This is a genomic window from Enterobacter sp. LM3 (assembly GCF_046622475.1).
GTDB classification, from domain to species: Bacteria; Pseudomonadota; Gammaproteobacteria; order Enterobacterales; family Enterobacteriaceae; genus Enterobacter; species Enterobacter cloacae_P.
In genome coordinates this window covers 155,478-177,483 of sequence record NZ_JBJURN010000001.1, presented here as the reverse complement: position 1 = coordinate 177,483, position 22,006 = coordinate 155,478, and the positions used below count along the sequence as shown (strand labels likewise).

The following is a 22,006-nucleotide window of genomic DNA, read 5'->3' as shown; positions in this document are numbered from 1 at the left end:
CCCTTCTTGTGGAAGATCTTTATTTCAACAGGAGGTATATCAACGTCTCGTAAACAAATTGTGACGATTCCAGAAATTTGAGGTTTCGTTGAGGTGCGGTTTAGATAGAATCAACAGTTATGATTGCCAGAACATTCATTGGAAATATTTATGAATCTTAAGGGAAAACGCAGAAAGCTGGTTCTGCTGCTGGCGGTGGTGGCCTTAGTCGGCGGATTCTGGCTCTGGAAAGTGCTGAATGCGCCCGTGCCGCAATATCAGACGCTGATTGTTCGTCCGGGTGAACTGCAACAAAACGTGCTGGCGACGGGCAAACTTGATGCTCTGCGCAAGGTTGATGTGGGTGCTCAGGTGAGCGGTCAGTTGAAAACGCTGTCGGTTGAGATTGGCGATAAGGTGAAAAAAGGTCAGCTGCTTGGCGTTATCGATCCTGAACAGGCCGAAAACCAGATCCGCGAAGTGGAAGCGACGCTGATGGAGTTGCGTGCGCAGCGCAGCCAGGCCCTGGCGGAGCGTAATCTTGCTCAGGTCACGCTGACCCGTCAGCAGGCGCTGGCTAAAACGCAGGCGATATCGCAACAGGATCTGGATACCGCAACAACGGCGCTGGCAGTAAAACAGGCGCAGATTGGCACTATCGACGCGCAAATTAAGCGCAATCAGGCTTCGCTGGATACGGCAAAAACCAACCTCGACTACACGCAAATCGTGGCACCGATGGCCGGTGAAGTCACTCAGATAACCACCCTGCAGGGACAAACCGTGATTGCGGCGCAGCAGGCACCGAACATTCTGACGCTGGCGGATATGGGCACCATGCTGGTGAAAGCACAGGTTTCTGAAGCGGATGTGATTCACCTTAAACCGGGGCAAAGCGCCTGGTTTACTGTGCTGGGCGATCCGCAGACCCGCTATGAAGGTGTGCTGAAAGATATTCTGCCAACGCCGGAAAAAGTCAACGATGCCATCTTCTACTATGCTCGCTTTGAAGTGCCAAACCCGCAAGGTGTGCTGCGTCTGGACATGACCGCGCAGGTGCATATTCAGCTGACCGGTGTGAAAAACGTATTGACCATTCCACTCTCTGCGCTGGGCGGAGCCGCCGGGGACAGCCGCTATAAGGTGAAAGTGCTGCGTAATGGCGAAACGCGTGAACGTGAAGTGGTGATTGGCGCGCGTAACGACACTGATGTGGTGGTAGTGAAAGGGCTGGAAGAGGGTGAGGAGGTTGTCACCAGCGAAAGTCTGCCCGGAGCCGTTAAATGACGGCGTTGCTTGAGTTAAATAACATCCGTCGCAGTTATCCGTCGGGTGATGGCCCGGTGGAGGTGCTGAAGGGTATTTCCCTGCGCGTCGAGGCGGGCGAGATGGTGGCGATTGTTGGCGCGTCGGGTTCCGGCAAATCGACGCTGATGAACATTCTCGGCTGCCTGGATAAACCGACCAGCGGGACGTATCGCGTTGCCGGGGCGGACGTCTCCACGCTGGATGATGACGCGCTGGCGAAATTGCGCCGTGAACATTTCGGCTTTATTTTTCAGCGCTATCATCTGCTTTCGCATCTGAGTGCGGCACAGAACGTTGAAGTTCCGGCGGTGTATGCCGGTGTGGAGCGGAAAAAACGCCTTGAGCGCGCACGAGAGCTGTTGACGCGTCTGGGGCTGGCGGAGCGGGTGGATTATCAACCGTCGCAGCTTTCCGGCGGCCAGCAGCAGCGCGTCAGTATTGCGCGGGCGCTGATGAACGGTGGACAAGTCATCCTCGCCGATGAACCCACAGGTGCGCTCGACAGCCGTTCCAGCGAAGAGGTGATGGAGATCCTCCACCAGCTTCGCGACCAGGGGCATACGGTGATCATCGTGACTCACGATCCGCTGGTGGCTGCGCAGGCCGAACGCATTATTGAGATCTATGACGGCGAGCTGGTCAGTAACCCGCCAGCCCGACGGACGAAGGATGCCGTACAGAAAGAGACTTTGCCCACCTCGTCCGGCTGGGGGCAGTTCTCCAGCAGTTTTCGCGAAGCGTTGACAATGGCCTGGCTGGCAATGGCGGCCAATAAAATGCGCACATTGCTGACCATGCTCGGCATTATCATCGGTATCGCGTCGGTGGTGTCGATAGTGGTGGTAGGCGACGCGGCAAAACAGCTGGTGCTGGCGGATATCCGTGCCATTGGTACCAACACCATTGACGTCTACCCCGGCAAAGATTTTGGTGATGACGAACCGCAGTATCAGCAGGCGCTGAAATATGACGACCTGACGGCCATCCAGAAGCAGCCGTGGGTGAATTCAGCCACACCTGCGGTGTCGCAAAACCTGCGTCTGCGCGTAGGCAATGTCGACGTGGCGGCCAGCGCCAACGGCGTCAGCGGCGACTACTTTACTGTTTACGGCATGACCTTTAGCGAAGGGGCTACCTTTAATGCCGAGCAACTGGCGGGCAGGGCGCAGGTGGTGGTTCTGGATGCCAACTCACGCAGGCAGCTCTTCCCCAATAAAACCCGCGTGGTGGGCGAAGTGATCCTCGTCGGGAACATGCCTGCGACGGTTATCGGTGTGGCGGAAGAGAAACAGTCGATGTTTGGCAGCAGTAAAATCCTGCGCGTCTGGCTGCCGTATACCACCATTTCCGGGCGGATCATGGGGCAGTCCTGGCTCAACTCCATCACCGTGCGCGTGAAAGAGGGCTACGACAGTGCGCTGGCCGAGCAGCAGCTTGAGCGGCTGTTAACCCTGCGCCACGGGAAGAAGGATTTCTTCACCTGGAACATGGATGGCCTCTTGAAAACGGCGGAAAAGACCACACGTACTCTTCAGATGTTCCTGACGCTGGTGGCGGTGATTTCACTGGTTGTTGGTGGGATCGGGGTGATGAATATCATGCTGGTGTCGGTGACGGAGCGCACGCGGGAGATTGGTATCCGCATGGCGGTTGGAGCCAGGGCAAGCGATGTGCTGCAACAGTTTTTGATTGAAGCGGTGCTGGTGTGTCTGGTTGGCGGTGCGATGGGCATTGCACTCTCGATGATGATCGCCTTTATGCTTCAGCTCTTTTTACCCGGCTGGGAAATTGGCTTCTCACCGGTGGCGATCCTGACGGCGTTTTTATGCTCAACCGTTACCGGTATTTTGTTTGGCTGGCTGCCGGCGCGAAATGCGGCGCGGCTGGATCCGGTGGATGCGCTGGCTCGGGAATAACCCGAAAATAAAAATGCCAGCCGATCGGGCTGGCATTTTGCCTGCGGGATGTACACAATGAAACAGAGAGCTATGCAACCGTCTCTGCTTCAATGGGCACGATAAGGCTTGCGTGATTGCCTTTTGGCCCCTGGTGTACATCGAACCGGACGGATTGCCCGGCTTTGAGCGTTCTGTAACCATCCATCTGAATGGTGGAATAGTGAGCGAAGATATCCTCGCCGCCGCCTTCGGGGCAGATGAAGCCAAACCCTTTGGCGTTGTTGAACCACTTAACAGTACCCATTTCCATGCTTCGACATCCTTCGTAAATCTTATAAATTAAGATGGAATGAACCGGTGGTGGAGTGGGGGCTGTTCAAAACCTCGCCATCTCACGCTTGTACAATTTAGATAAACGAAAGAAGCCGTCAAGCGTTTGGCGCTGGAGTTGGGACAACAATCAACCAAAGTTTGAAGCAGTTAACGCTATTGCTACGGTTTGTGACAGACATCGCGGATGACAGTAATAGATGATTGTTATCTAACATCTGAGGTAGATTCAAAGTGATTATGCAAAATGGGTAAGACTAACGACTGGCTGGATTTTGACCAGCTGGCGGAAGATAAAGTGCGTGACGCGCTAAAACCGCCATCCATGTATAAAGTTATGTTAATGAACGATGATTACACGCCGATGGAATTTGTTATTGACGTGCTACAAAAGTTCTTTTCTTATGATGTAGAACGTGCAACGCAACTGATGCTTACCGTTCATTATCGTGGCAAAGCTATCTGCGGCGTCTTTACAGCCGAAGTGGCGGAAACCAAAGTGGCGATGGTGAACGACTACGCGAGGGAGAACGAGCATCCGTTGCTATGTACGCTGGAAAAGGCCTGATAAGGCATAAAATTGGGGGAGGTGCCTATGCTCAATCAAGAACTGGAACTCAGTTTAAACATGGCTTTCGCCAGAGCGCGTGAGCACCGACATGAGTTTATGACCGTCGAGCATTTACTGCTCGCGCTGCTTAGCAACCCATCCGCCCGCGAAGCGCTGGAAGCCTGCTCTGTGGATCTGGTGGCGCTACGTCAGGAACTCGAAGCCTTCATCGAACAAACCACACCGGTGCTGCCAGCCAGTGAAGAGGAGCGCGACACGCAGCCGACGCTCAGCTTCCAGCGTGTCTTGCAGCGTGCGGTATTCCACGTCCAGTCTTCCGGACGTAGCGAAGTGACTGGTGCAAACGTATTAGTCGCCATCTTCAGCGAGCAGGAGTCCCAGGCGGCCTATCTGCTGCGCAAACACGAAGTCAGCCGACTCGACGTGGTTAACTTTATCTCTCACGGAACGCGGAAAGACGAGCCTAACCCGGCGTCGGACTCCAGCAATCAGGTCAATAACAATGAAGAGCAAGCAGGAGGGGAGGATCGTATGGAAAACTTCACCACCAACCTTAACCAGCTCGCTCGCGTTGGCGGTATCGACCCGCTGATTGGCCGCGATAAAGAGCTGGAGCGCGCTATCCAGGTGCTGTGCCGTCGCCGTAAGAACAACCCGCTGCTGGTGGGGGAATCTGGCGTGGGTAAAACCGCGATTGCCGAAGGCCTTGCCTGGCGTATTGTGCAGGGCGATGTGCCGGAAGTGATTGCCGATTGCACCATCTACTCGCTGGATATCGGTTCTTTGCTGGCGGGCACCAAATACCGTGGTGATTTTGAAAAACGCTTCAAGGCGCTGTTAAAACAGCTGGAGCAGGACACCAACAGCATTCTGTTTATCGATGAAATTCATACCATCATCGGTGCAGGTGCAGCCTCCGGTGGCCAGGTGGATGCTGCTAACCTGATCAAACCGCTGCTTTCCAGCGGCAAGATCCGCGTGATTGGCTCCACGACCTACCAGGAGTTCAGCAACATTTTCGAAAAAGACCGTGCTCTGGCGCGCCGCTTCCAGAAAATCGACGTGACGGAGCCGTCCGTTGAGGAAACGGTGCAGATCCTTAACGGTCTGAAGCCGAAATATGAAGCCCACCACGACGTGCGTTATACCGCCAAAGCGGTGCGTGCGGCGGTGGAGCTGGCGGTGAAATACATCAACGACCGTCATCTGCCGGATAAGGCGATTGACGTGATTGATGAGGCGGGCGCGCGGGCACGTCTGATGCCAGCCAGCAAGCGTAAGAAAACCGTTAACGTGGCGGATATTGAGTCGGTGGTGGCACGCATCGCGCGTATCCCTGAGAAGAGCGTTTCTCAGAGCGACCGTGATACGCTGCGTACCCTCGGCAACCGCCTGAAAATGCTGGTCTTTGGTCAGGACAAAGCCATTGAGGCCTTAACCGAAGCGATTAAGATGGCTCGCGCCGGACTGGGGCATGATCATAAACCTGTTGGTTCCTTCCTGTTCGCCGGCCCGACCGGTGTCGGGAAAACCGAGGTGACGGTTCAGCTCTCCAAAGCGCTGGGCATTGAGCTGCTGCGTTTTGATATGTCTGAGTACATGGAGCGTCACACCGTCAGCCGTTTGATTGGTGCACCTCCGGGCTACGTGGGCTTTGATCAGGGCGGCCTGCTCACCGATGCGGTGATCAAGCATCCGCACGCGGTACTGCTGCTTGATGAAATCGAGAAAGCGCACCCGGATGTGTTCAATATCCTGCTGCAGGTGATGGACAACGGGACGCTGACCGACAACAACGGGCGCAAGGCGGACTTCCGCAACGTGGTGCTGGTGATGACCACCAACGCCGGGGTGCGTGAAACTGAACGTAAATCTATCGGCCTTATCCACCAGGATAACAGCACCGATGCGATGGAAGAGATCAAGAAGATCTTTACGCCGGAATTCCGTAACCGTCTGGACAACATTATCTGGTTCGATCACCTCTCTACCGCGGTGATCCATCAGGTGGTGGATAAGTTCATCGTCGAGTTGCAGGTTCAGCTGGATCAGAAAGGCGTGTCGCTAGAAGTGAGCCAGGAGGCCCGCAACTGGCTGGCTGAGAAAGGCTACGACCGTGCGATGGGTGCGCGTCCGATGGCGCGTGTGATTCAGGATAACCTGAAGAAACCGCTGGCGAACGAGCTGTTGTTTGGCTCGCTGGTGGACGGTGGTCAGGTGACCGTGGCGCTGGATCAGGCGAAGAATGAGCTGACGTACGATTTCCAGAGTGCGGCGAAGCATAAGCCGGAAGCGGCTCACTGAGTTGAACGTTAAACTTAAAAACCGGGCATTTGCCCGGTTTTTTTATGCCTGATTCTGGCAGACCGCACTATCTGTTCCCTCTCCCTGTGGGAGAGGGCTAGGGTGAGGGCATCAGGGCGCAGAGGAATTTTGCGAGGCGCTTTCCAGTATTTAATGATGCTGATTGCTGGATAAATTCACAGTAGTAAAATGGCGACACACCTGCAAAATCAGGTGCCGGGATTGGCGTCCTGATACACACATATGGAAAGATGTTGCTCACAGCAACGTTACTGGTTTCGTTCACTCTTTTTTTAGCTGCGGTATAATCCGTATCTTCAAATATGGTGGGCTGAACTGGGGCTTCTTTTGAAGCGCCGATTTTCCATATGGTCGGTACGCCAAACCGGTTCAGTCTGCCACCTGAAGTTGGCGTTTCTGGTGGTAGTTTTCGGCTTCTAAATATGGAAATTATGATATGGAAAACCAATCTTTCTCCCAACTCTACAGCGAACTCTCCCTCAACCCCGATCTCCCAACCCTTGCCGAGCGTTGTAAGTTGCTCACCGAAATCCTGCTGGATTGCACTTCGCTTCCTCAAACCCAGCCCGTTTGCCGCTGTCTGGGCGCTTATCTGGAAGAAGTTAAAACGGGACTCACAGAATCAATGCGCGATTTTCAGGTGGTGGAATTTGAAGACGCAGAGGAGCCGCCGCGGTATAAAGAGTGGATGCTGGAAGATACCGAAACCAAATGCGATTACTGCCGGGCATTAAATCACGTATTGCTGATTTCGCATTTTGATCGCGATATGTTGCCGCATCTTACGGGGTTATTGCATGACATAGCGCATTCAATGGCCGCAGATGTGATTATGCCTTGTCGTGAAAAAACCGTAATCCATATTATTCCCTGAATCTGATTTGTTGCATCAGTACGGGTTCTTGCACCCATTACGTCACGGACGTGATAAGAAATTGTAGTGGCCTGGACATCCCAAACACGAGAGAAGCAAAAAGTATGCGGGCCACTTTAGTGAATAATTAAAACCCCATTATGAAATTTTCAGGGATAACTAATGAGATCGCTCCTGATAATCATTTTCACGCTGTCTTCAATTGCTGTGGCAAGTGAACACAATCAACCCGCTACCATAGCCATAAAATTTAATCAGTGGTATATCAGTCAGCTTAATCAGAATAATGCACCTGTCCTCAACCCGGACACTATGGGTGATTACGTAGCATCAGAAACGATCGCAGCGATAAAAAAACTTTATTCAGGTGACAGTAATGATAAAGACATGCCAGATGCTGACATGTTTATAAAAGCCCAGGACTGGGGTAATGACTGGGATCATGTTGCGGTAGTTTCATCTGATTTTGACGCTGTGTGCACAAACATCTATATCGCATTCGGACAGAAGCAGGAGCATGTCGTTGCAGATTGCCTGATTCAGGAAAATGGGAAGTGGAAAATAAGGTCAGCAACTCTTATTAAATAAGGATCGGCTCGCTGACTGGGGGATCTTTCTACGGGCGACTTACGGGCTAAGCGCGACAGCGACGGTTCCCTGGTTCTGAGAAATAACAACCGCATCTGTTTCAGGGTGCGGTTTTTTCTGCCAGCCGGGTATCGAATACAAAAGAGTGGCGCTGAACGGAGGATAAAGCCTGTTGAAATGCCGGGTTCAATGGGTTGAGAATGGCATTGTTTTCATAAGGAATAATGCAGGAAGGTAAAATAAGTGCCAGTGCATCACTGGCCTGTAGCCAGCTGGTTCCCAGGTCCATCGTTGAAACCGGAGCTGGATTTTCCTGCCAGTCCCCGGGCAGCCACTCTTTATCCAGATGATCAATCTGATCGTCCGGGATATCGATGCTGAACAGTTGGTATTGATTCAGTACGGTATCCCTTTTAACGTGAACCAGAATTTCGAGCGCTGCCAGCGAGATGGATGTGGAGACGTACACCGCAGGGTGTCCTTTATGATTCCAGCGGCCACCATACTGGTTTGCACCGCTTCCACTCCACGCTTCGCTGGCATAACGTCCCGTCACCAGACGATAAAAAATCATGCCAGCACTCCGTGTTCCAGACGGCCAATCAGGTCGGTGACTTCCAGTGCGCCGGTTTCTGTGGCAATCAGGTCGACAGGTGCTATATTGCCAAGCCCGCGAACCGGTGATTGCAGCCAGTTCCATGCCTCGTCTTTACTGCCAAAATAATCGACAGCGGTATCCAGTACCCGAACGAAACGAGCCACGCGTTCGCTTTCATCGGGCGTCAGCGTACGGCCCGCACTTTTGCGGCGCGCGACATTGCGCTCGTTAATCCCTGTCACGCGTAAAATGTCCGCTTTTGACATCGCGGTCCATTCATGAATGTTGTCAAGTACGCTGACGGGCAAGCCCTGATTGAGATATTCAATCAGCCGCATACCTCTGTTTGCAGGCAAACCTGCAAAACGCCAAAGTGCGTTGTCAGCAGGTTTCTGCGCGGGAACCCATGTTCTCATCTGTACCTCCTGATGAATGTCATTTGTCATAGGGAAGTATAGTCATTTGTCATGACTTATGGAATGGATACTTTTTGCGCATTAAGAGCGGAGGGATTAAAGGTGTCGTGGCCTACAAAAAAATAAGGCCGGGATTATCCCGACCTTGTATATATTCATCTGCCATTACAGGCGAAAACAATTAGCGACTACGGAAGACAATGCGGCCTTTGCTCAGGTCGTACGGGGTCAGTTCAACAGTCACTTTGTCGCCCGTTAAAATGCGGATATAGTTTTTGCGCATTTTACCGGAGATGTGCGCAGTTACCACGTGACCGTTTTCCAGCTCTACGCGAAACATGGTGTTAGGCAACGTATCAAGTACGGTACCCTGCATTTCAATATTGTCTTCTTTGGCCATCTAATCCTCTGGGGTATCACTACCAAGTTTTGAACCGGCAAGATAATGCCGAAATTCATCAATTAAGTAAAGAATTGCGCGATTAAAACGCAGCAAAACAGTTTCGGCGCATTGCCCAAGCGTCACGGTACTACCGAACGAAAAGCGCATTCGTAAAGGGGAGACGACAGGATAAACGTCAGGACGTTATCTGAAGCGAAGGTCCCAAACGGCGGCGGGGCAACAGGCAGAAGCTACTCTGCGGCGTAATTATAACACCCTCATGAAAAATGTGCGGAAAACATTTAGACATTGGGCATAAAGAGTGTCCTTGGTACCCAGAAGTCGCGCGGAAGCTTCTCCTGGCGGCAGGTATCCAGGTGCTCAATGTAGTGACGACGGGAGATTTCTACGGCACCGAGCGAGGCGGTATGCTCATTAAGTACCTGACAATCCATCAACTGTCCGCCACGTAGGGCAAACTCGTTGCAGAAAACCAGCAGTGCAGTTTTCGAGGCGTTAACTGCGCGGGAAAACATCGACTCGCCACAGAACAACGTACCCTGTGCCACGCCATACATGCCACCAACCAGCTCACCTTTCTCCCACACTTCTATTGAATGGGCGTAGCCAAGCTCATGCAGGCGGTGATAGGCGTCGATAATATCGCGGGTTATCCATGTGCCTTCATGACGATCGCTGGCACAACCTTCAATGACCTGACCAAACGCGTGGTTGAGCGTTACACGGTACGGTGATTTCGCATGGAAACGTTTCATGCTGCGGCTCAGATGAAACTGGGCTGGCCACAGTACAGCACGCGGGTCGGGCGACCACCATAAAATAGGGTCACCGGGGGAAAACCACGGGAAAATCCCGCGCTGGTAAGCCATCAATAGCCGTGCAGGACTGAGGTCACCGCCAAGCGCCAGTAGCCCATTGGGTTCACGCAGCGCCCCCTCCGGAGAAGGGAACGCAATATTATGACGAGAAAGCTGGACCAGGCGCATGACAGCAGAACTCCAATACGCGAGTGAGGATCGGTACAAATATAGTCTACAGACGCTGTTTAAACTGGTAGTAGCGACCCTGTTTCGCCAACAGTTCTGCGTGACTACCATGCTCAATAATGTGCCCGTTGTCCATCACAATTATCTGATCAAAACTCGCCAGTCCGCGCAGTCGGTGTGTCACCATCAGCACGGTTTTACCGGCCATGACAGTGGCCAGTAAATCAAGGATTTGGCTCTCGGTAGTGGCGTCCAGCCCTTCTGTCGGCTCATCCAGCAACATCAGCGGGGCATCGTGCAGCAGTGCTCGCGCAATTGCCAGACGGCGCAACTCACCGCCGGAGAGCTGACGACCCCCTTCACCCAGCCAGCTGTTTAACCCGTCATCTTCAAGCAGCTTATGCAGCCCAACCTGCTCCAGCACCACGCTAAGCAGCGCATCAGAGGCATCTGGCGCGGCAAGCAGCAGGTTATCGCGCAGCGTTGCGCTAAAGAGATGCACACGCTGCGGTACCACGCTGACAGTCTTGCGCAACGTCTGTTCGCTGAAGTCTGCCAGTGGCACATTGTTAAGGAGGATCTGTCCCTGCTGCGGATCCCAGGCGCGGGTCAGCAGCTGCAGGAGCGTCGATTTACCGCAACCCGTGCGGCCAAGAAGCGCAATGTGTTGGCCTGCGTTCACGACGAGATTGATGCCTTCCAGCGCGTTTTGTGCCTGCTTGTCATAAGCAAACGTGACGTCATTCAGTGTCAGAGTGACGCGCTCTGGCACAACGGTTTGCCCGTCGCGGAACGTCACTTCCGGCTCTTGCCCGGCAATCTCCGTGATGCGCAGGGCAGAAGCGATAACCTGCCCAAGATGCTGGAATGCCCCCGTCACCGGTGCCAGTGCCTCAAAGGCCGCCAGCGCACAGAAGACGAAGAGGGCAATCAGTGCGCCGGGCTGTGAGTTATCGCCCACTCCGCCAGAAGCCATCCACAGCATAGCAATGACAGCCACGCCGCCAATTAACATCATCAAGGCCTGGGAGAACGCCGTCAGTTCAGACTGGCGACGTTGCGCTTCGTGCCAGTTTAACTCCGTGCTTTCCATACGGGCGCGGTAGCGTTTGCTGGCACCAAAAAGGGTCAGCTCGGCCTGCCCCTGTAACCAGGAGGTGAGTTGCTGACGATATTCACCGCGAAGGCGAGTCAGATTTTCCCCGGTGGATTTACCGGCGCGGTAGAACAGCGGCGGCAGAATCATCAGCGTCAACAGCATGATGCCGCCGAGCGTCAGCGCAATGGGAACATCCAGAACACACAACCCCAGCGTAACCACCGCGATCACCACAAATGCGCCCACCAGCGGCGAAATGACGCGCAGGTAGAGGTGATCCAGCGTATCGACATCCGCGACCACGCGGTTGAGCAATTCACCCTGGCGAAAACGCGCCAGCCCGGCAGGGGAGAGGGGCAATAGTTTGCTGAAGGTGTAAATGCGCAGGTGTTGCAGCACGCGGAAGGTCGCATCGTGGCTGACCAGCCGCTCAAAATAGCGTCCGGCGGTACGGGTAATGGCGGTGCCACGCACGCCCGCGGCCGGGAGCATGTAGTTAAAGCTGTATAACCCGGCGACGCCCGCGACGGCAGACGCCGATAAGAACCAGCCGGAGAGCGTCAGCAGGCCAATGCTGGCAAGCAGAGTGACGATCGCCAGTACGATGCCCAGCGTCAGCATCCATTTATGGCGTTTATACAGCGCAAGATACGGGAGCAGGGCACGCATCAGATGTCCTCCTGACGATTCGCCAGCAGGGTGGCAAATGGCCCCTGCGCGGTAACGAGAGAGGCGTAATCGCCTTGCTCAACAATTTGACCGTTTTCCATCACCCAGATTTGATCCCAGTCGGCAATGCCTTCCAGCTGGTGTGTGACCATCAGGGTGGTTTGCTGCAATGAGGCTGCGTTAAGGGCATGCATTACGCGTTGCTCGCTGTGTGCATCCAGGCTGGCGGCGGGCTCATCCAGCAGCATCAACTGGCAGGGATTAAGAAGAGCACGGGCAACGGCTACACGCTGCGCCTGGCCTACGGACAGCCCGGCAGACTGGTCGCCAACGATAGTGTTGACCCCCTGCACAAGCAGGGGCAGAAACTCGCTGACCCAGGCGCGGTCAAGGACGGATTGCAGCTCATCTTCGCGTGCATCCGGGCGAGCCAGAAGCACGTTCTCCCGCAGCGTGGCGGCCGGTAGCTGTGGGTTTTGTCCCACCCAGCTTAGCTGTTTGCGCCAGGCATCCGGGTCGAGATCGCGCAGCTCGGTTTTGTTAATCCGTAGCGAACCGGTGTAAGCCATAAAGCCGGACAGTGTATTAAGCAGCGAACTTTTACCTGAACCGCTGGTACCGACCAGCACCACTCGCTGCCCGGCAGGCAGGGTAAAGTTCAGCGGGCCTGCCAGCACTTTGCCTTCAGGCGACAGAATAGAAAAATCACTCGCCTCAATTGTCACTGGTTCTTTGGTATTCAGCGTAACGTCACCCCGTTCCGGGTGTGCCAGCGGCGTTTCCATGAATGTTTTCAGGCTATCGGCCGCGCCAACGGCCTGCGCTTTAGCATGATAAAAGGTACCGAGATCGCGCAGTGGCTGGAAAAACTCCGGAGCCAGGATTAGCGCCAGGAAGCCCGAAGACAGCGTCACTGCCGTACCGTAGTGGCCAAAATCCAGCGCACCGAGGTAGGAGAAACCGAAATAAACCGCCACCAGTGCAATCGACAGCGAGGTAAAGAATTCGAGCACGCCAGACGACAGAAACGCCAGGCGTAACACTTCCATCGTGCGCTGGCGGAAATCCTGCGACGCCAGGCGGATGTTTTCAGTTTCCGCTTCACCACGGCCAAAAATACGCAAGGTTTCCATACCGCGCAGACGGTCAAGGAAATGGCCACTCAGACGACCCAGCGCCAGGAAATTGCGGCGGTTAGCGTCTGCAGCCCCCATTCCCACCATCGCCATAAACAGCGGGATCAACGGGGCGGTACCCAGCAGGATCAACGCCGCTACCCAGTTGGTCGGGAAAATGGTGATCACAATCAGCAGCGGCACGCAAACGGCCAGCGCCATCTGAGGAAGATAGCGGGCATAGTAGTCGTGCATATCGTCAATTTGCTCAAGGATAAGCGTCGCCCAGCTTCCGGCAGGCTTACCCTGGATCCAGGCGGGCCCGGCTTCCTGCAGACGGTCGAGTACCTGACGGCGGATTTCATAGCGTATATGTTGCCCCGCATGGAAACCGACGCGTTCACGCAGCCAGACCACCCAGGCGCGCAGAACAAAAACCAGAACAAGGACGATAAACGGCATCAGGAGTGCTTCGCGCGGAATATTCTCCATGATCATGTGGTTAAGAATGCGGGCCAGCAGCCATGCCTGGGCAACAATCAACAGACCGCTGATCAGTCCCAGAAGGCGGGAAATCATGAGCCAGCGGCGGGAAAGAACGCTTTGCTGTTTCAGCCAGCGTGTTAACTCTTGTTGACGGGTTTTTTCCATTGCGTACTTTGCAGGTGACGTTATTAGAAATTGGGCAGCGCAATGTTACAACGGAGAGACAATAAAGGCGACTTATCGCCGCCTTTATTTACGTTTGTTACTGACTTGTAAAGATTATTTACCGTGTTCGGCCAGCCCGTCCAGATAGCGTTCAGCATCCAGCGCGGCCATACAACCGGTACCGGCGGAGGTGATTGCCTGACGGTAAATATGATCCATGACGTCACCTGCGGCGAATACGCCCGGGATGCTGGTCTGGGTTGCGTTGCCGTGAATGCCGGATTGCACTTTAATGTAGCCGTTTTCCAGCTCCAGCTGACCGTCGAAGATCGCCGTGTTCGGGCTGTGGCCGATCGCCACAAACAGGCCAGCCACTTCCAGCGATTCCACGGTATCGGTGTTCTGGGTATCACGGATACGCAGACCCGCAACGCCCATCTGATCGCCCGTGACTTCTTCCAGCGTACGGTTGGTGTGCAGCACGATGTTGCCGCTCGCCACTTTATCCATCAGACGTTTGATCAGGATTTTCTCCGCACGGAAGGTGTCGCGGCGGTGGATCAGGTGTACCTCAGAGGCGATGTTCGCCAGATAAAGCGCTTCTTCCACTGCGGTGTTACCCCCGCCAATGACCGCGACTTTCTGGTTGCGGTAGAAGAAACCGTCGCAGGTGGCGCAGGCAGATACGCCGCGGCCTTTGAACGCTTCTTCAGACGGCAGACCCAGGTAACGGGCGGATGCACCGGTGGCAACGATCAGCGCGTCACAGGTGTACTCACCACTGTCGCCGGTCAGACGGAACGGACGGTTCTGCAGATCGACCTTGTGAATATGGTCGAACAGAATTTCGGTTTCGAACTTGGTCGCATGCTCGTGCATACGTTCCATCAACAGCGGCCCGGTCAGGTCGTTCGGGTCGCCTGGCCAGTTTTCCACTTCGGTGGTGGTGGTCAGCTGACCGCCTTTTTCCATGCCGGTAATTAACACCGGTTGCAGGTTAGCGCGTGCAGCGTAGACCGCCGCGGTATATCCCGCAGGTCCAGAACCAAGAATTAGCAGCTTACTGTGTTTGGCCGTGCCCATGAGATCCCCATTGTTGTTGGCAGACATTTGGCAGGATTGTAGGGAATTTGTTGCCGTAAAAAAAGAGCACAGCAATTTTGATATCAATATGTGCAATAGACGCTGACGATGAATGGCGGGCGATAACATACTGTGTGCTATTGAAAACCGGTTGTTTATAAGGCAATAAAATGAGGATTAATACCCGACCGCAATGAATATCCGGCATGTTGTACTAAAAATCGATGTTTTGCTTTGACAATCACCTGCGCTTTTGCGAAAACATTCAAGGAAGAAAAAAAACGCATTAACTGTGTGCCGCATAGGCATGCACGTAAATGCCATTTTTACCGGGTTAGTGAAATCTACGCATGGTGTGGACAGACGCCATACGTGATGTCGGTGACTGCCCTTCGGGCAACGGACTTCTTACCAACAGAACCCGAATCCGCATCGCGTCTATAGCCTAATAATTCGAGTTGCATGAAGGCGGCGACGCAGCGAATCCCCGGGAGCGTACATGAGTACGTGACTGGGGTGAGTGAGAAAAGCCAACGCGCAGGCAACTTGAAGTATGACGGATATAATACATAACCAGGCGATGTGATGAATAACGGGTACAGGCTCTGAACAGTGATGTGCACAGGGTCCAGGCAGGAGTAGGGAAGGAATACAGAGAGACAATAATAATGGTAGATAGCAAGAAGCGCCCTGGCAAAGACCTCGACCGTATCGATCGTAACATTCTTAATGAATTGCAAAAGGATGGGCGTATTTCCAACGTCGAGCTTTCAAAACGTGTGGGACTTTCCCCGACGCCGTGCCTTGAGCGTGTACGTCGACTGGAAAGACAGGGTTTTATTCAGGGCTATACGGCTCTGCTGAACCCGCATTATCTGGATGCCTCACTTCTGGTATTTGTTGAGATTACTCTGAATCGTGGTGCGCCGGATGTGTTTGAGCAATTTAACGCCGCTGTACAAAAACTTGAAGAAATTCAAGAGTGTCATCTGGTTTCCGGTGATTTTGACTACCTGTTGAAAACCCGTGTGCCAGACATGTCCGCCTACCGTAAGCTGCTGGGTGAAACCCTGCTGCGACTGCCTGGTGTGAACGACACCCGTACCTATGTGGTGATGGAAGAGGTCAAACAGAGCAATCGTCTGGTTATTAAGACGCGCTAACACGGAACAGGTGCAAAATCAGCGTAGTTTGATTACACTCCTGTTAATCCATACAGCAACAGTGCCGGGGATACCCGGCGCTGTTGTCCGTTTTAGCAAACAGGCAGGATATGCCTGATACCTGGAGAGCCTTTCTTGAGCCAGGAATACACTGAAGACAAAGAAGTCACACTATCGAAGCTAAGCAGCGGACGTCGTCTCCTTGAGGCGTTGCTGATTGTTATTGCCCTTTTTGCCGTCTGGCTGATGGCAGCCTTACTCAGTTTCAACCCCTCCGATCCAAGCTGGTCACAAACCGCATGGCATGAGCCTATTCATAATTTAGGCGGCATTCCCGGAGCCTGGCTTGCGGATACGCTCTTTTTCATTTTCGGTGTGATGGCCTACACCCTTCCCGTCATTATGATTGGCGGATGCTGGTTTGCCTGGCGTCATCGGCAGAACGATGACTACATCGATTATTTCGCTGTTTCGCTGCGCCTGATTGGCGCGCTGGCACTGATCCTGACCTCCTGCGGGCTGGCGGCGATTAACGCCGATGATATCTGGTACTTTGCTTCCGGTGGGGTGATCGGCAGCTTGCTGAGCACCGCGCTACAGCCGATGCTCCACAGTAGTGGCGGAACCCTGGCATTGCTCTGCATCTGGGCCGCTGGGTTGACGTTGTTCACGGGCTGGTCATGGGTGAGTATCGCCGAAAAGATCGGCAGTTTTATCCTTAATATTCTCACTTTTGCCAGCAACCGTACCCGTCGTGATGACACATGGGTTGATGAAGACGACAATGAAGATGAGTACGATGAGGACGACGATGCCCCGGTGCAGCGTCGCGAATCTCGCCGTGCCCGTATTCTGCGTGGGGCGCTGGCGCGCCGTCAGCGCGTAGCCGAAAAATTTGCCAACCCGCTGGGCCGTAAAACCGATGCTGCACTTTTCTCCGGCAAACGCATGGATGAAGAGGAGCAGGTTGAATATCGTGCTGCAGGTAAGGCCGTCGATCCTGATGATGTGCTCTTCTCCGGGAGCCGCGCCACGCCAGGTGATTTTGACGAGTACGATCCGCTACTCAATGGTCACTCTGTCACCGGGCAGGTTGCGGTCGCTGCAGCGGCCACCACGGCAGCGCAGGCGTTTGCTGCACCTGCTGAAGCCGTCATGCCATCCGCGCCGGTTCCTGCACCAGAGCTGGCTATGCAGCAGCCTCAGGTTGACTGGCAGAGTGCGCCGGGTGTCCATACGCCGGAGCCAGAAAGCTATGTGCCGGTACAGCAGGAACAGTGGCAACAACCTTATCAGCCGCCTGAACCTGCGTATGAACCGCAGGGGTATCCGGAATACGAGCAACCTGCCGCCCAGCCGTATCAGGCATATGTGCCTGAACCGGTCGAACCTGTGCAGCCATATGTAGAGCCGCAGTCCGAACCTGAAGTGGTGGAAGAGACGAAACCGTCCCGTCCGCCAATGTACTACTTTGAAGAAGTTGAAGAGCGTCGGGCCCGTGAGCGCGAGCAACTGGCGGCCTGGTATCAGCCCGTTCCTGAACCTGCCGTACAGGTTCCTGCTGTTTCTGCTCCTTCCGTTGATCCTACACCTGTTGTTGCTCCGGTGGCTGAAAGCGTGAAGCAAGCCACGGCAGCGGCCGCTGTTGCTGCGCCAGTCTTTAGCCTGGCAGCTGGTGGCGCGCCACGTCCTCAGGTGAAAGAGGGGATTGGCCCGCAGTTGCCTCGTCCTAATCGTGTTCGCGTACCAACGCGTCGTGAGCTGGCCTCTTACGGCATCAAGCTGCCTTCCCAGCGTATGGCTGAGGAAAAAGCGCGCGAGTCTGAATATGAAGACGACGCCGATGAACTGCAGCAGGATGAGCTGGCACGTCAGTTCGCCGCGCAGCAGCATCAGCGCTACGGTGAAGAGTATCAGCACGATGCGCCATCGCCTCATGTTCCTGAAGACGAAGAGGATGCGGCGGAAGCCGAGTTAGCGCGCCAGTTTGCGGCAACGCAGCAGCAGCGCTATTCCGGTGAACAACCTGCCGGTGCGAACCCGTTCTCGCTGTCAGATTTTGAATTCTCGCCAATGAAAGATCTGGTGGATGATGGCCCTGGTGAGCCGTTATTCACCCCGAGCGTGATGCCGGAAGCTGAGCAACCGGTGCGCCAGCAGCCACTGGCACAGCATGTTCCTGCACAGCAGGCGTATGCGCAGCCGCAACAGCCGACTCCTCAGACTCACGCGCAGCCGCCGCAGTTCCAGCAGCCTCCGGCACAGCCGCAGGAAAGCCTTATTCATCCACTGTTGATGCGTAACGGTGACAGCCGGCCGCTGCAACGCCCGAGTACGCCATTGCCGTCGCTGGATCTGTTAACGCCGCCACCGTCTGAAGTTGAACCGGTTGATACCTTTGCGCTGGAGCAGATGGCGCGTCTGGTCGAAGCGCGTCTGGCTGATTTCCGCATCAAGGCGGATGTGGTGAACTACTCTCCTGGCCCGGTGATCACCCGTTTCGAACTGAACCTGGCCCCTGGCGTAAAAGCGGCGCGTATTTCTAACCTGTCCCGCGACCTGGCGCGTTCCCTGTCGACCGTGGCGGTGCGTGTGGTAGAAGTTATCCCGGGTAAGCCGTACGTAGGGCTTGAACTGCCGAATAAGAAACGTCAGACCGTGTATTTGCGAGAAGTGCTGGACAACACCCGCTTCCGCGATAATCCATCTCCACTGACCGTGGTGCTGGGTAAAGATATCGCGGGCGATCCGGTGGTTGCCGATCTGGCGAAAATGCCTCACCTGCTGGTCGCGGGTACCACCGGCTCCGGTAAGTCCGTTGGGGTGAACGCCATGATCCTCAGCATGCTCTATAAAGCGCAGCCTGAAGATGTGCGTTTCATCATGATTGACCCGAAAATGCTGGAGTTGTCGGTTTATGAAGGCATCCCGCATCTGCTGACTGAAGTTGTGACCGATATGAAGGACGCCGCCAACGCCCTGCGCTGGAGCGTCAATGAGATGGAACGTCGCTATAAGCTGATGTCGGCGCTGGGCGTGCGTAACCTGGCCGGTTATAACGAGAAAATCGCTGAGGCGGCGCGTATGGGCCGTCCGATTCCGGACCCATACTGGAAGCCGGGTGACAGCATGGATGCCCAGCATCCGGTGCTGGAAAAACTGCCTTACATCGTTGTGCTGGTGGATGAATTCGCCGACCTGATGATGACCGTCGGTAAGAAAGTGGAAGAGCTGATTGCGCGTCTGGCACAGAAAGCGCGTGCGGCCGGTATTCACCTCGTTCTGGCGACGCAGCGTCCATCAGTAGACGTCATCACCGGGTTGATTAAAGCAAACATCCCGACCCGTATTGCGTTTACCGTATCGAGTAAAATTGACTCGCGTACCATCCTCGACCAGGGCGGTGCAGAGTCACTGTTGGGGATGGGGGATATGCTCTACTCCGGCCCGAACTCAACCTCTCCGGTGCGTGTTCACGGCGCGTTCGTTCGTGACCAGGAAGTGCATGCGGTGGTACAGGACTGGAAAGCGCGTGGCCGTCCGCAGTACGTTGACGGTATTACCTCCGACAGCGAAAGCGAAGGCGGTGGTGGTGGCTTTGACGGCGGCGAAGAGCTGGATCCGTTATTCGACCAGGCGGTTAACTTCGTCACCGAAAAACGTAAAGCGTCTATCTCCGGGGTACAGCGTCAGTTCCGCATTGGCTACAACCGTGCGGCGCGTATCATCGAGCAGATGGAGGCCCAGGGCATCGTGAGCGAGCAGGGGCATAACGGTAACCGTGAGGTACTGGCTCCACCGCCGTTTGATTGACCTTTCATCGATTGCAAAGAAGGGTAAATCAGCAAAATTTAAGCATTTTCTTCTGTCACCTGCCTGCGGGCAGGTTCACAATAGATGACAGAACCCCGTATCGGGATGACGTATTTTAAGGAATAACAATGAAAAAAATTGCAATCGCTTGTGCATTACTCACCAGTTTTGTTGCCAGCAGCGTCTGGGCTGATGCTGCCAGCGACCTTAAAAGCCGACTGGATAAAGTGAGCAGCTTCCATGCCAGCTTCACGCAAAAAGTGACTGACGGCAGCGGCAACGCGGTGCAGGAAGGCCAGGGTGATTTGTGGGTAAAACGCCCGAATCTGTTTAACTGGCATATGACCCAGCCGGATGAGAGCATCCTGGTGTCTGACGGTAAGACCCTGTGGTTCTTCAACCCGTTTGTTGAGCAGGCGACCGCCACCTGGCTGAAAGATGCGACCAGCAATACACCCTTTATGCTGATTGCCCGTAACCAGTCCAGCGACTGGCAGCAGTACAATATCAAACAAAGCGGTGATGAGTTTGTCCTGACGCCAAAAGGCAGCAACGGCAACCTTAAGCAGTTCACGATTAACGTGAGCACCAATGGCACCATCAATCAGTTTGGTGCTGTTGAGCAGGACGATCAGCGCAGCAGCTATCAGCTTAAATCTCAGCAAAACGGCGCTGTTGATGCATCAAAATTCACCTTTACCCCGCCGAAGGGCGTAACGGTGGACGACCAACGTAAGTAAGAGGCGTGAGTGGGCAACCTGTCGCTCGATTTTTCAGATAATGCGTTTCAACCTCTGGCCGCCCGTATGCGGCCAGAAAATTTAGCGCAGTACATCGGCCAGCAGCACTTGCTGGCTGCGGGCAAGCCATTGCCGCGTGCCATTGAGGCCGGGCATCTGCACTCGATGATCCTCTGGGGCCCACCCGGAACCGGTAAAACGACACTCGCGGAAGTGATCGCCCGATATGCGAACGCCGATGTGGAACGCATCTCTGCCGTCACTTCTGGCGTGAAGGAGATCCGCGAGGCGATCGAGCGAGCGCGGCAGAACCGTAATGCCGGACGTCGTACCATCCTCTTTGTGGACGAAGTCCACCGCTTCAATAAGAGCCAGCAGGATGCTTTCCTGCCGCATATTGAAGACGGCACAATTTTCTTCATCGGTGCGACCACGGAAAACCCGTCATTTGAACTGAATTCGGCGCTGCTTTCCCGCGCCCGTGTGTACCTGCTTAAATCGCTCACGACTGACGATATCGAAAAGGTTCTGACGCAGGCGATGGACGACAAAGCGCGCGGCTACGGCGGGCAGGATATCGTTCTGCCGGACGAGACGCGCCGGGCAATTGCGGAGCTGGTCAACGGTGATGCGCGGCGGGCACTGAACACGCTGGAAATGATGGCCGATATGGCTGAAGTTGACGATGCTGGTAAGCGAATGCTGAAACCGGAGTTGCTTACTGAAATTGCCGGCGAACGCAGCGCGCGTTTTGATAATAAAGGCGATCGTTTTTACGATCTGATTTCTGCTCTGCATAAGTCCGTGCGCGGCAGTGCGCCGGATGCGGCGCTCTACTGGTACGCGCGCATTATCAGTGCGGGTGGCGATCCTCTGTATGTTGCGCGTCGCTGCCTGGCGATTGCCTCTGAAGATGTCGGCAATGCCGATCCGCGCGCCATGCAGGTGGCACTTTCCGCGTGGGACTGTTTTACCCGCGTCGGGCCAGCGGAAGGTGAGCGCGCCATTGCGCAGGCGATTGTGTATCTGGCTTGTGCACCGAAAAGTAATGCGGTTTACACTGCATTTAAAGCGGCCATGTCTGACGCGCGTGAACGTCCGGACTATGATGTTCCGGTTCATCTGCGTAATGCACCGACCAAACTGATGAAAGAGATGGGTTATGGGCAGGAGTACCGCTACGCCCACGATGAACCCAATGCCTACGCTGCCGGAGAGGAATATTTCCCTCAGGAGATGGCACAAACCCGCTATTATCACCCTACAAACAGAGGTCTTGAAGGCAAGATTGGCGAAAAGCTCGCCTGGCTCGCCGGACAGGATCAAAATAGCCCTATAAAACGCTACCGTTAGTTCAATCGTTGCGGTAATGTTGGCATAGTATCCCTGTGACCGCA

General features: G+C 54.6%; 18 protein-coding genes. 10 read left to right on the top strand and 8 right to left on the bottom strand.

Annotation, left to right across the window (positions count from 1 at the left end):
- The first annotated feature begins 150 nt into the window (after positions 1 to 150).
- On the top strand, positions 151 to 1,266 hold the full coding sequence (gene macA / locus ACJ9N4_RS00800; RefSeq protein ID WP_182274360.1) for a macrolide transporter subunit MacA: 1,116 nt from the start codon (positions 151 to 153) through the stop codon (positions 1,264 to 1,266).
- A complete protein-coding gene (macB, locus tag ACJ9N4_RS00795) occupies positions 1,263 to 3,203 on the top strand; it encodes a macrolide ABC transporter ATP-binding protein/permease MacB (protein WP_182274361.1) in 1,941 nt (646 codons plus the stop codon). Before macA ends, macB begins: the two co-directional genes overlap by 4 nt.
- A gap of 70 nt (positions 3,204 to 3,273) precedes the next feature.
- Here macB and cspD read toward each other — a convergent pair whose 3' ends face one another.
- Positions 3,274 to 3,495, bottom strand: a complete 222-nt coding sequence (gene cspD / locus ACJ9N4_RS00790) for a cold shock-like protein CspD (RefSeq protein ID WP_008499993.1) — start codon at positions 3,493 to 3,495, stop codon at positions 3,274 to 3,276.
- A gap of 267 nt (positions 3,496 to 3,762) precedes the next feature.
- On the opposite strand from cspD, the gene clpS reads away from it, so the two are divergent.
- The 4 genes from clpS to ACJ9N4_RS00770 all read left to right on the top strand — a co-directional run bounded on the left by clpS (position 3,763) and on the right by ACJ9N4_RS00770 (position 7,873).
- Entirely contained in the window at positions 3,763 to 4,083 is a 321-nt protein-coding gene (clpS, locus tag ACJ9N4_RS00785) for an ATP-dependent Clp protease adapter ClpS (protein ID WP_182274362.1), read from the top strand.
- A 27-nt stretch (positions 4,084 to 4,110) separates the two neighbouring features.
- On the top strand, positions 4,111 to 6,390 hold the full coding sequence (gene clpA / locus ACJ9N4_RS00780) for an ATP-dependent Clp protease ATP-binding subunit ClpA (RefSeq protein WP_182274363.1): 2,280 nt from the start codon (positions 4,111 to 4,113) through the stop codon (positions 6,388 to 6,390).
- Between the two features lie 457 nt (positions 6,391 to 6,847).
- Entirely contained in the window at positions 6,848 to 7,285 is a 438-nt protein-coding gene (locus tag ACJ9N4_RS00775) for a hypothetical protein (RefSeq protein ID WP_182919706.1), read from the top strand.
- 162 nt (positions 7,286 to 7,447) lie between these two features.
- Complete coding sequence (locus tag ACJ9N4_RS00770; RefSeq protein WP_182274365.1) at positions 7,448 to 7,873, top strand: DUF3828 domain-containing protein; 426 nt, start codon at positions 7,448 to 7,450, stop codon at positions 7,871 to 7,873.
- Between the two features lie 100 nt (positions 7,874 to 7,973).
- Here ACJ9N4_RS00770 and ACJ9N4_RS00765 read toward each other — a convergent pair whose 3' ends face one another.
- The 7 genes from ACJ9N4_RS00765 to trxB form a co-directional block, all read right to left on the bottom strand.
- Entirely contained in the window at positions 7,974 to 8,447 is a 474-nt protein-coding gene (locus ACJ9N4_RS00765; RefSeq protein ID WP_182274366.1) for an RES family NAD+ phosphorylase, read from the bottom strand.
- Positions 8,444 to 8,887 (bottom strand): antitoxin Xre/MbcA/ParS toxin-binding domain-containing protein, encoded by a 444-nt coding sequence (locus ACJ9N4_RS00760; RefSeq protein WP_182919707.1) that lies wholly within the window; start codon positions 8,885 to 8,887, stop codon positions 8,444 to 8,446. The genes ACJ9N4_RS00765 and ACJ9N4_RS00760 overlap by 4 nt, the downstream gene beginning before the upstream one ends.
- Before the next feature lie 181 nt (positions 8,888 to 9,068).
- A complete protein-coding gene (infA, locus tag ACJ9N4_RS00755) occupies positions 9,069 to 9,287 on the bottom strand; it encodes a translation initiation factor IF-1 (protein ID WP_002211347.1) in 219 nt (72 codons plus the stop codon).
- Between the two features lie 284 nt (positions 9,288 to 9,571).
- Entirely contained in the window at positions 9,572 to 10,276 is a 705-nt protein-coding gene (gene aat, locus ACJ9N4_RS00750; RefSeq protein WP_182274368.1) for a leucyl/phenylalanyl-tRNA--protein transferase, read from the bottom strand.
- A gap of 46 nt (positions 10,277 to 10,322) precedes the next feature.
- Entirely contained in the window at positions 10,323 to 12,044 is a 1,722-nt protein-coding gene (cydC, locus tag ACJ9N4_RS00745) for a heme ABC transporter ATP-binding protein/permease CydC (protein WP_182919708.1), read from the bottom strand.
- On the bottom strand, positions 12,044 to 13,810 hold the full coding sequence (cydD, locus tag ACJ9N4_RS00740; protein ID WP_182274370.1) for a heme ABC transporter permease/ATP-binding protein CydD: 1,767 nt from the start codon (positions 13,808 to 13,810) through the stop codon (positions 12,044 to 12,046). The genes cydC and cydD overlap by 1 nt, the downstream gene beginning before the upstream one ends.
- Positions 13,811 to 13,924: 114 nt before the next feature.
- Entirely contained in the window at positions 13,925 to 14,893 is a 969-nt protein-coding gene (trxB, locus tag ACJ9N4_RS00735; RefSeq protein ID WP_182919709.1) for a thioredoxin-disulfide reductase, read from the bottom strand.
- 668 nt (positions 14,894 to 15,561) lie between these two features.
- On the opposite strand from trxB, the gene lrp reads away from it, so the two are divergent.
- From lrp to rarA, 4 genes are all read left to right on the top strand, one after another.
- Positions 15,562 to 16,056, top strand: a complete 495-nt coding sequence (lrp, locus tag ACJ9N4_RS00730; protein ID WP_000228469.1) for a leucine-responsive transcriptional regulator Lrp — start codon at positions 15,562 to 15,564, stop codon at positions 16,054 to 16,056.
- 135 nt (positions 16,057 to 16,191) lie between these two features.
- On the top strand, positions 16,192 to 19,869 hold the full coding sequence (locus ACJ9N4_RS00725) for a DNA translocase FtsK 4TM domain-containing protein (protein WP_411500191.1): 3,678 nt from the start codon (positions 16,192 to 16,194) through the stop codon (positions 19,867 to 19,869).
- Between the two features lie 128 nt (positions 19,870 to 19,997).
- Positions 19,998 to 20,609 carry an outer membrane lipoprotein chaperone LolA gene (gene lolA / locus ACJ9N4_RS00720; RefSeq protein ID WP_182274373.1) on the top strand — a complete coding sequence of 204 codons (612 nt, stop codon included), beginning with the start codon at positions 19,998 to 20,000 and terminating at the stop codon, positions 20,607 to 20,609.
- Positions 20,610 to 20,618: 9 nt separating this feature from the next.
- Positions 20,619 to 21,962 carry a replication-associated recombination protein RarA gene (gene rarA / locus ACJ9N4_RS00715; RefSeq protein WP_182274374.1) on the top strand — a complete coding sequence of 448 codons (1,344 nt, stop codon included), beginning with the start codon at positions 20,619 to 20,621 and terminating at the stop codon, positions 21,960 to 21,962.
- Positions 21,963 to 22,006: the final 44 nt, after the last annotated feature.

What these genes read in the sequence shown, in the direction of transcription:
- macA (WP_182274360.1), top strand. Translation starts at nt 151, where the DNA reads ATGAATCTTAAGGGAAAACGCAGAAAGCTGGTTCTGCTGCTGGCGGTG.
- macB (WP_182274361.1), top strand. Translation starts at nt 1,263, where the DNA reads ATGACGGCGTTGCTTGAGTTAAATAACATCCGTCGCAGTTATCCGTCG.
- cspD (WP_008499993.1), bottom strand. Translation starts at nt 3,495, where the DNA reads ATGGAAATGGGTACTGTTAAGTGGTTCAACAACGCCAAAGGGTTTGGC.
- clpS (WP_182274362.1), top strand. Translation starts at nt 3,763, where the DNA reads ATGGGTAAGACTAACGACTGGCTGGATTTTGACCAGCTGGCGGAAGAT.
- clpA (WP_182274363.1), top strand. Translation starts at nt 4,111, where the DNA reads ATGCTCAATCAAGAACTGGAACTCAGTTTAAACATGGCTTTCGCCAGA.
- ACJ9N4_RS00775 (WP_182919706.1), top strand. Translation starts at nt 6,848, where the DNA reads ATGGAAAACCAATCTTTCTCCCAACTCTACAGCGAACTCTCCCTCAAC.
- ACJ9N4_RS00770 (WP_182274365.1), top strand. Translation starts at nt 7,448, where the DNA reads ATGAGATCGCTCCTGATAATCATTTTCACGCTGTCTTCAATTGCTGTG.
- ACJ9N4_RS00765 (WP_182274366.1), bottom strand. Translation starts at nt 8,447, where the DNA reads ATGATTTTTTATCGTCTGGTGACGGGACGTTATGCCAGCGAAGCGTGG.
- ACJ9N4_RS00760 (WP_182919707.1), bottom strand. Translation starts at nt 8,887, where the DNA reads ATGAGAACATGGGTTCCCGCGCAGAAACCTGCTGACAACGCACTTTGG.
- infA (WP_002211347.1), bottom strand. Translation starts at nt 9,287, where the DNA reads ATGGCCAAAGAAGACAATATTGAAATGCAGGGTACCGTACTTGATACG.
- aat (WP_182274368.1), bottom strand. Translation starts at nt 10,276, where the DNA reads ATGCGCCTGGTCCAGCTTTCTCGTCATAATATTGCGTTCCCTTCTCCG.
- cydC (WP_182919708.1), bottom strand. Translation starts at nt 12,044, where the DNA reads ATGCGTGCCCTGCTCCCGTATCTTGCGCTGTATAAACGCCATAAATGG.
- cydD (WP_182274370.1), bottom strand. Translation starts at nt 13,810, where the DNA reads ATGGAAAAAACCCGTCAACAAGAGTTAACACGCTGGCTGAAACAGCAA.
- trxB (WP_182919709.1), bottom strand. Translation starts at nt 14,893, where the DNA reads ATGGGCACGGCCAAACACAGTAAGCTGCTAATTCTTGGTTCTGGACCT.
- lrp (WP_000228469.1), top strand. Translation starts at nt 15,562, where the DNA reads ATGGTAGATAGCAAGAAGCGCCCTGGCAAAGACCTCGACCGTATCGAT.
- lolA (WP_182274373.1), top strand. Translation starts at nt 19,998, where the DNA reads ATGAAAAAAATTGCAATCGCTTGTGCATTACTCACCAGTTTTGTTGCC.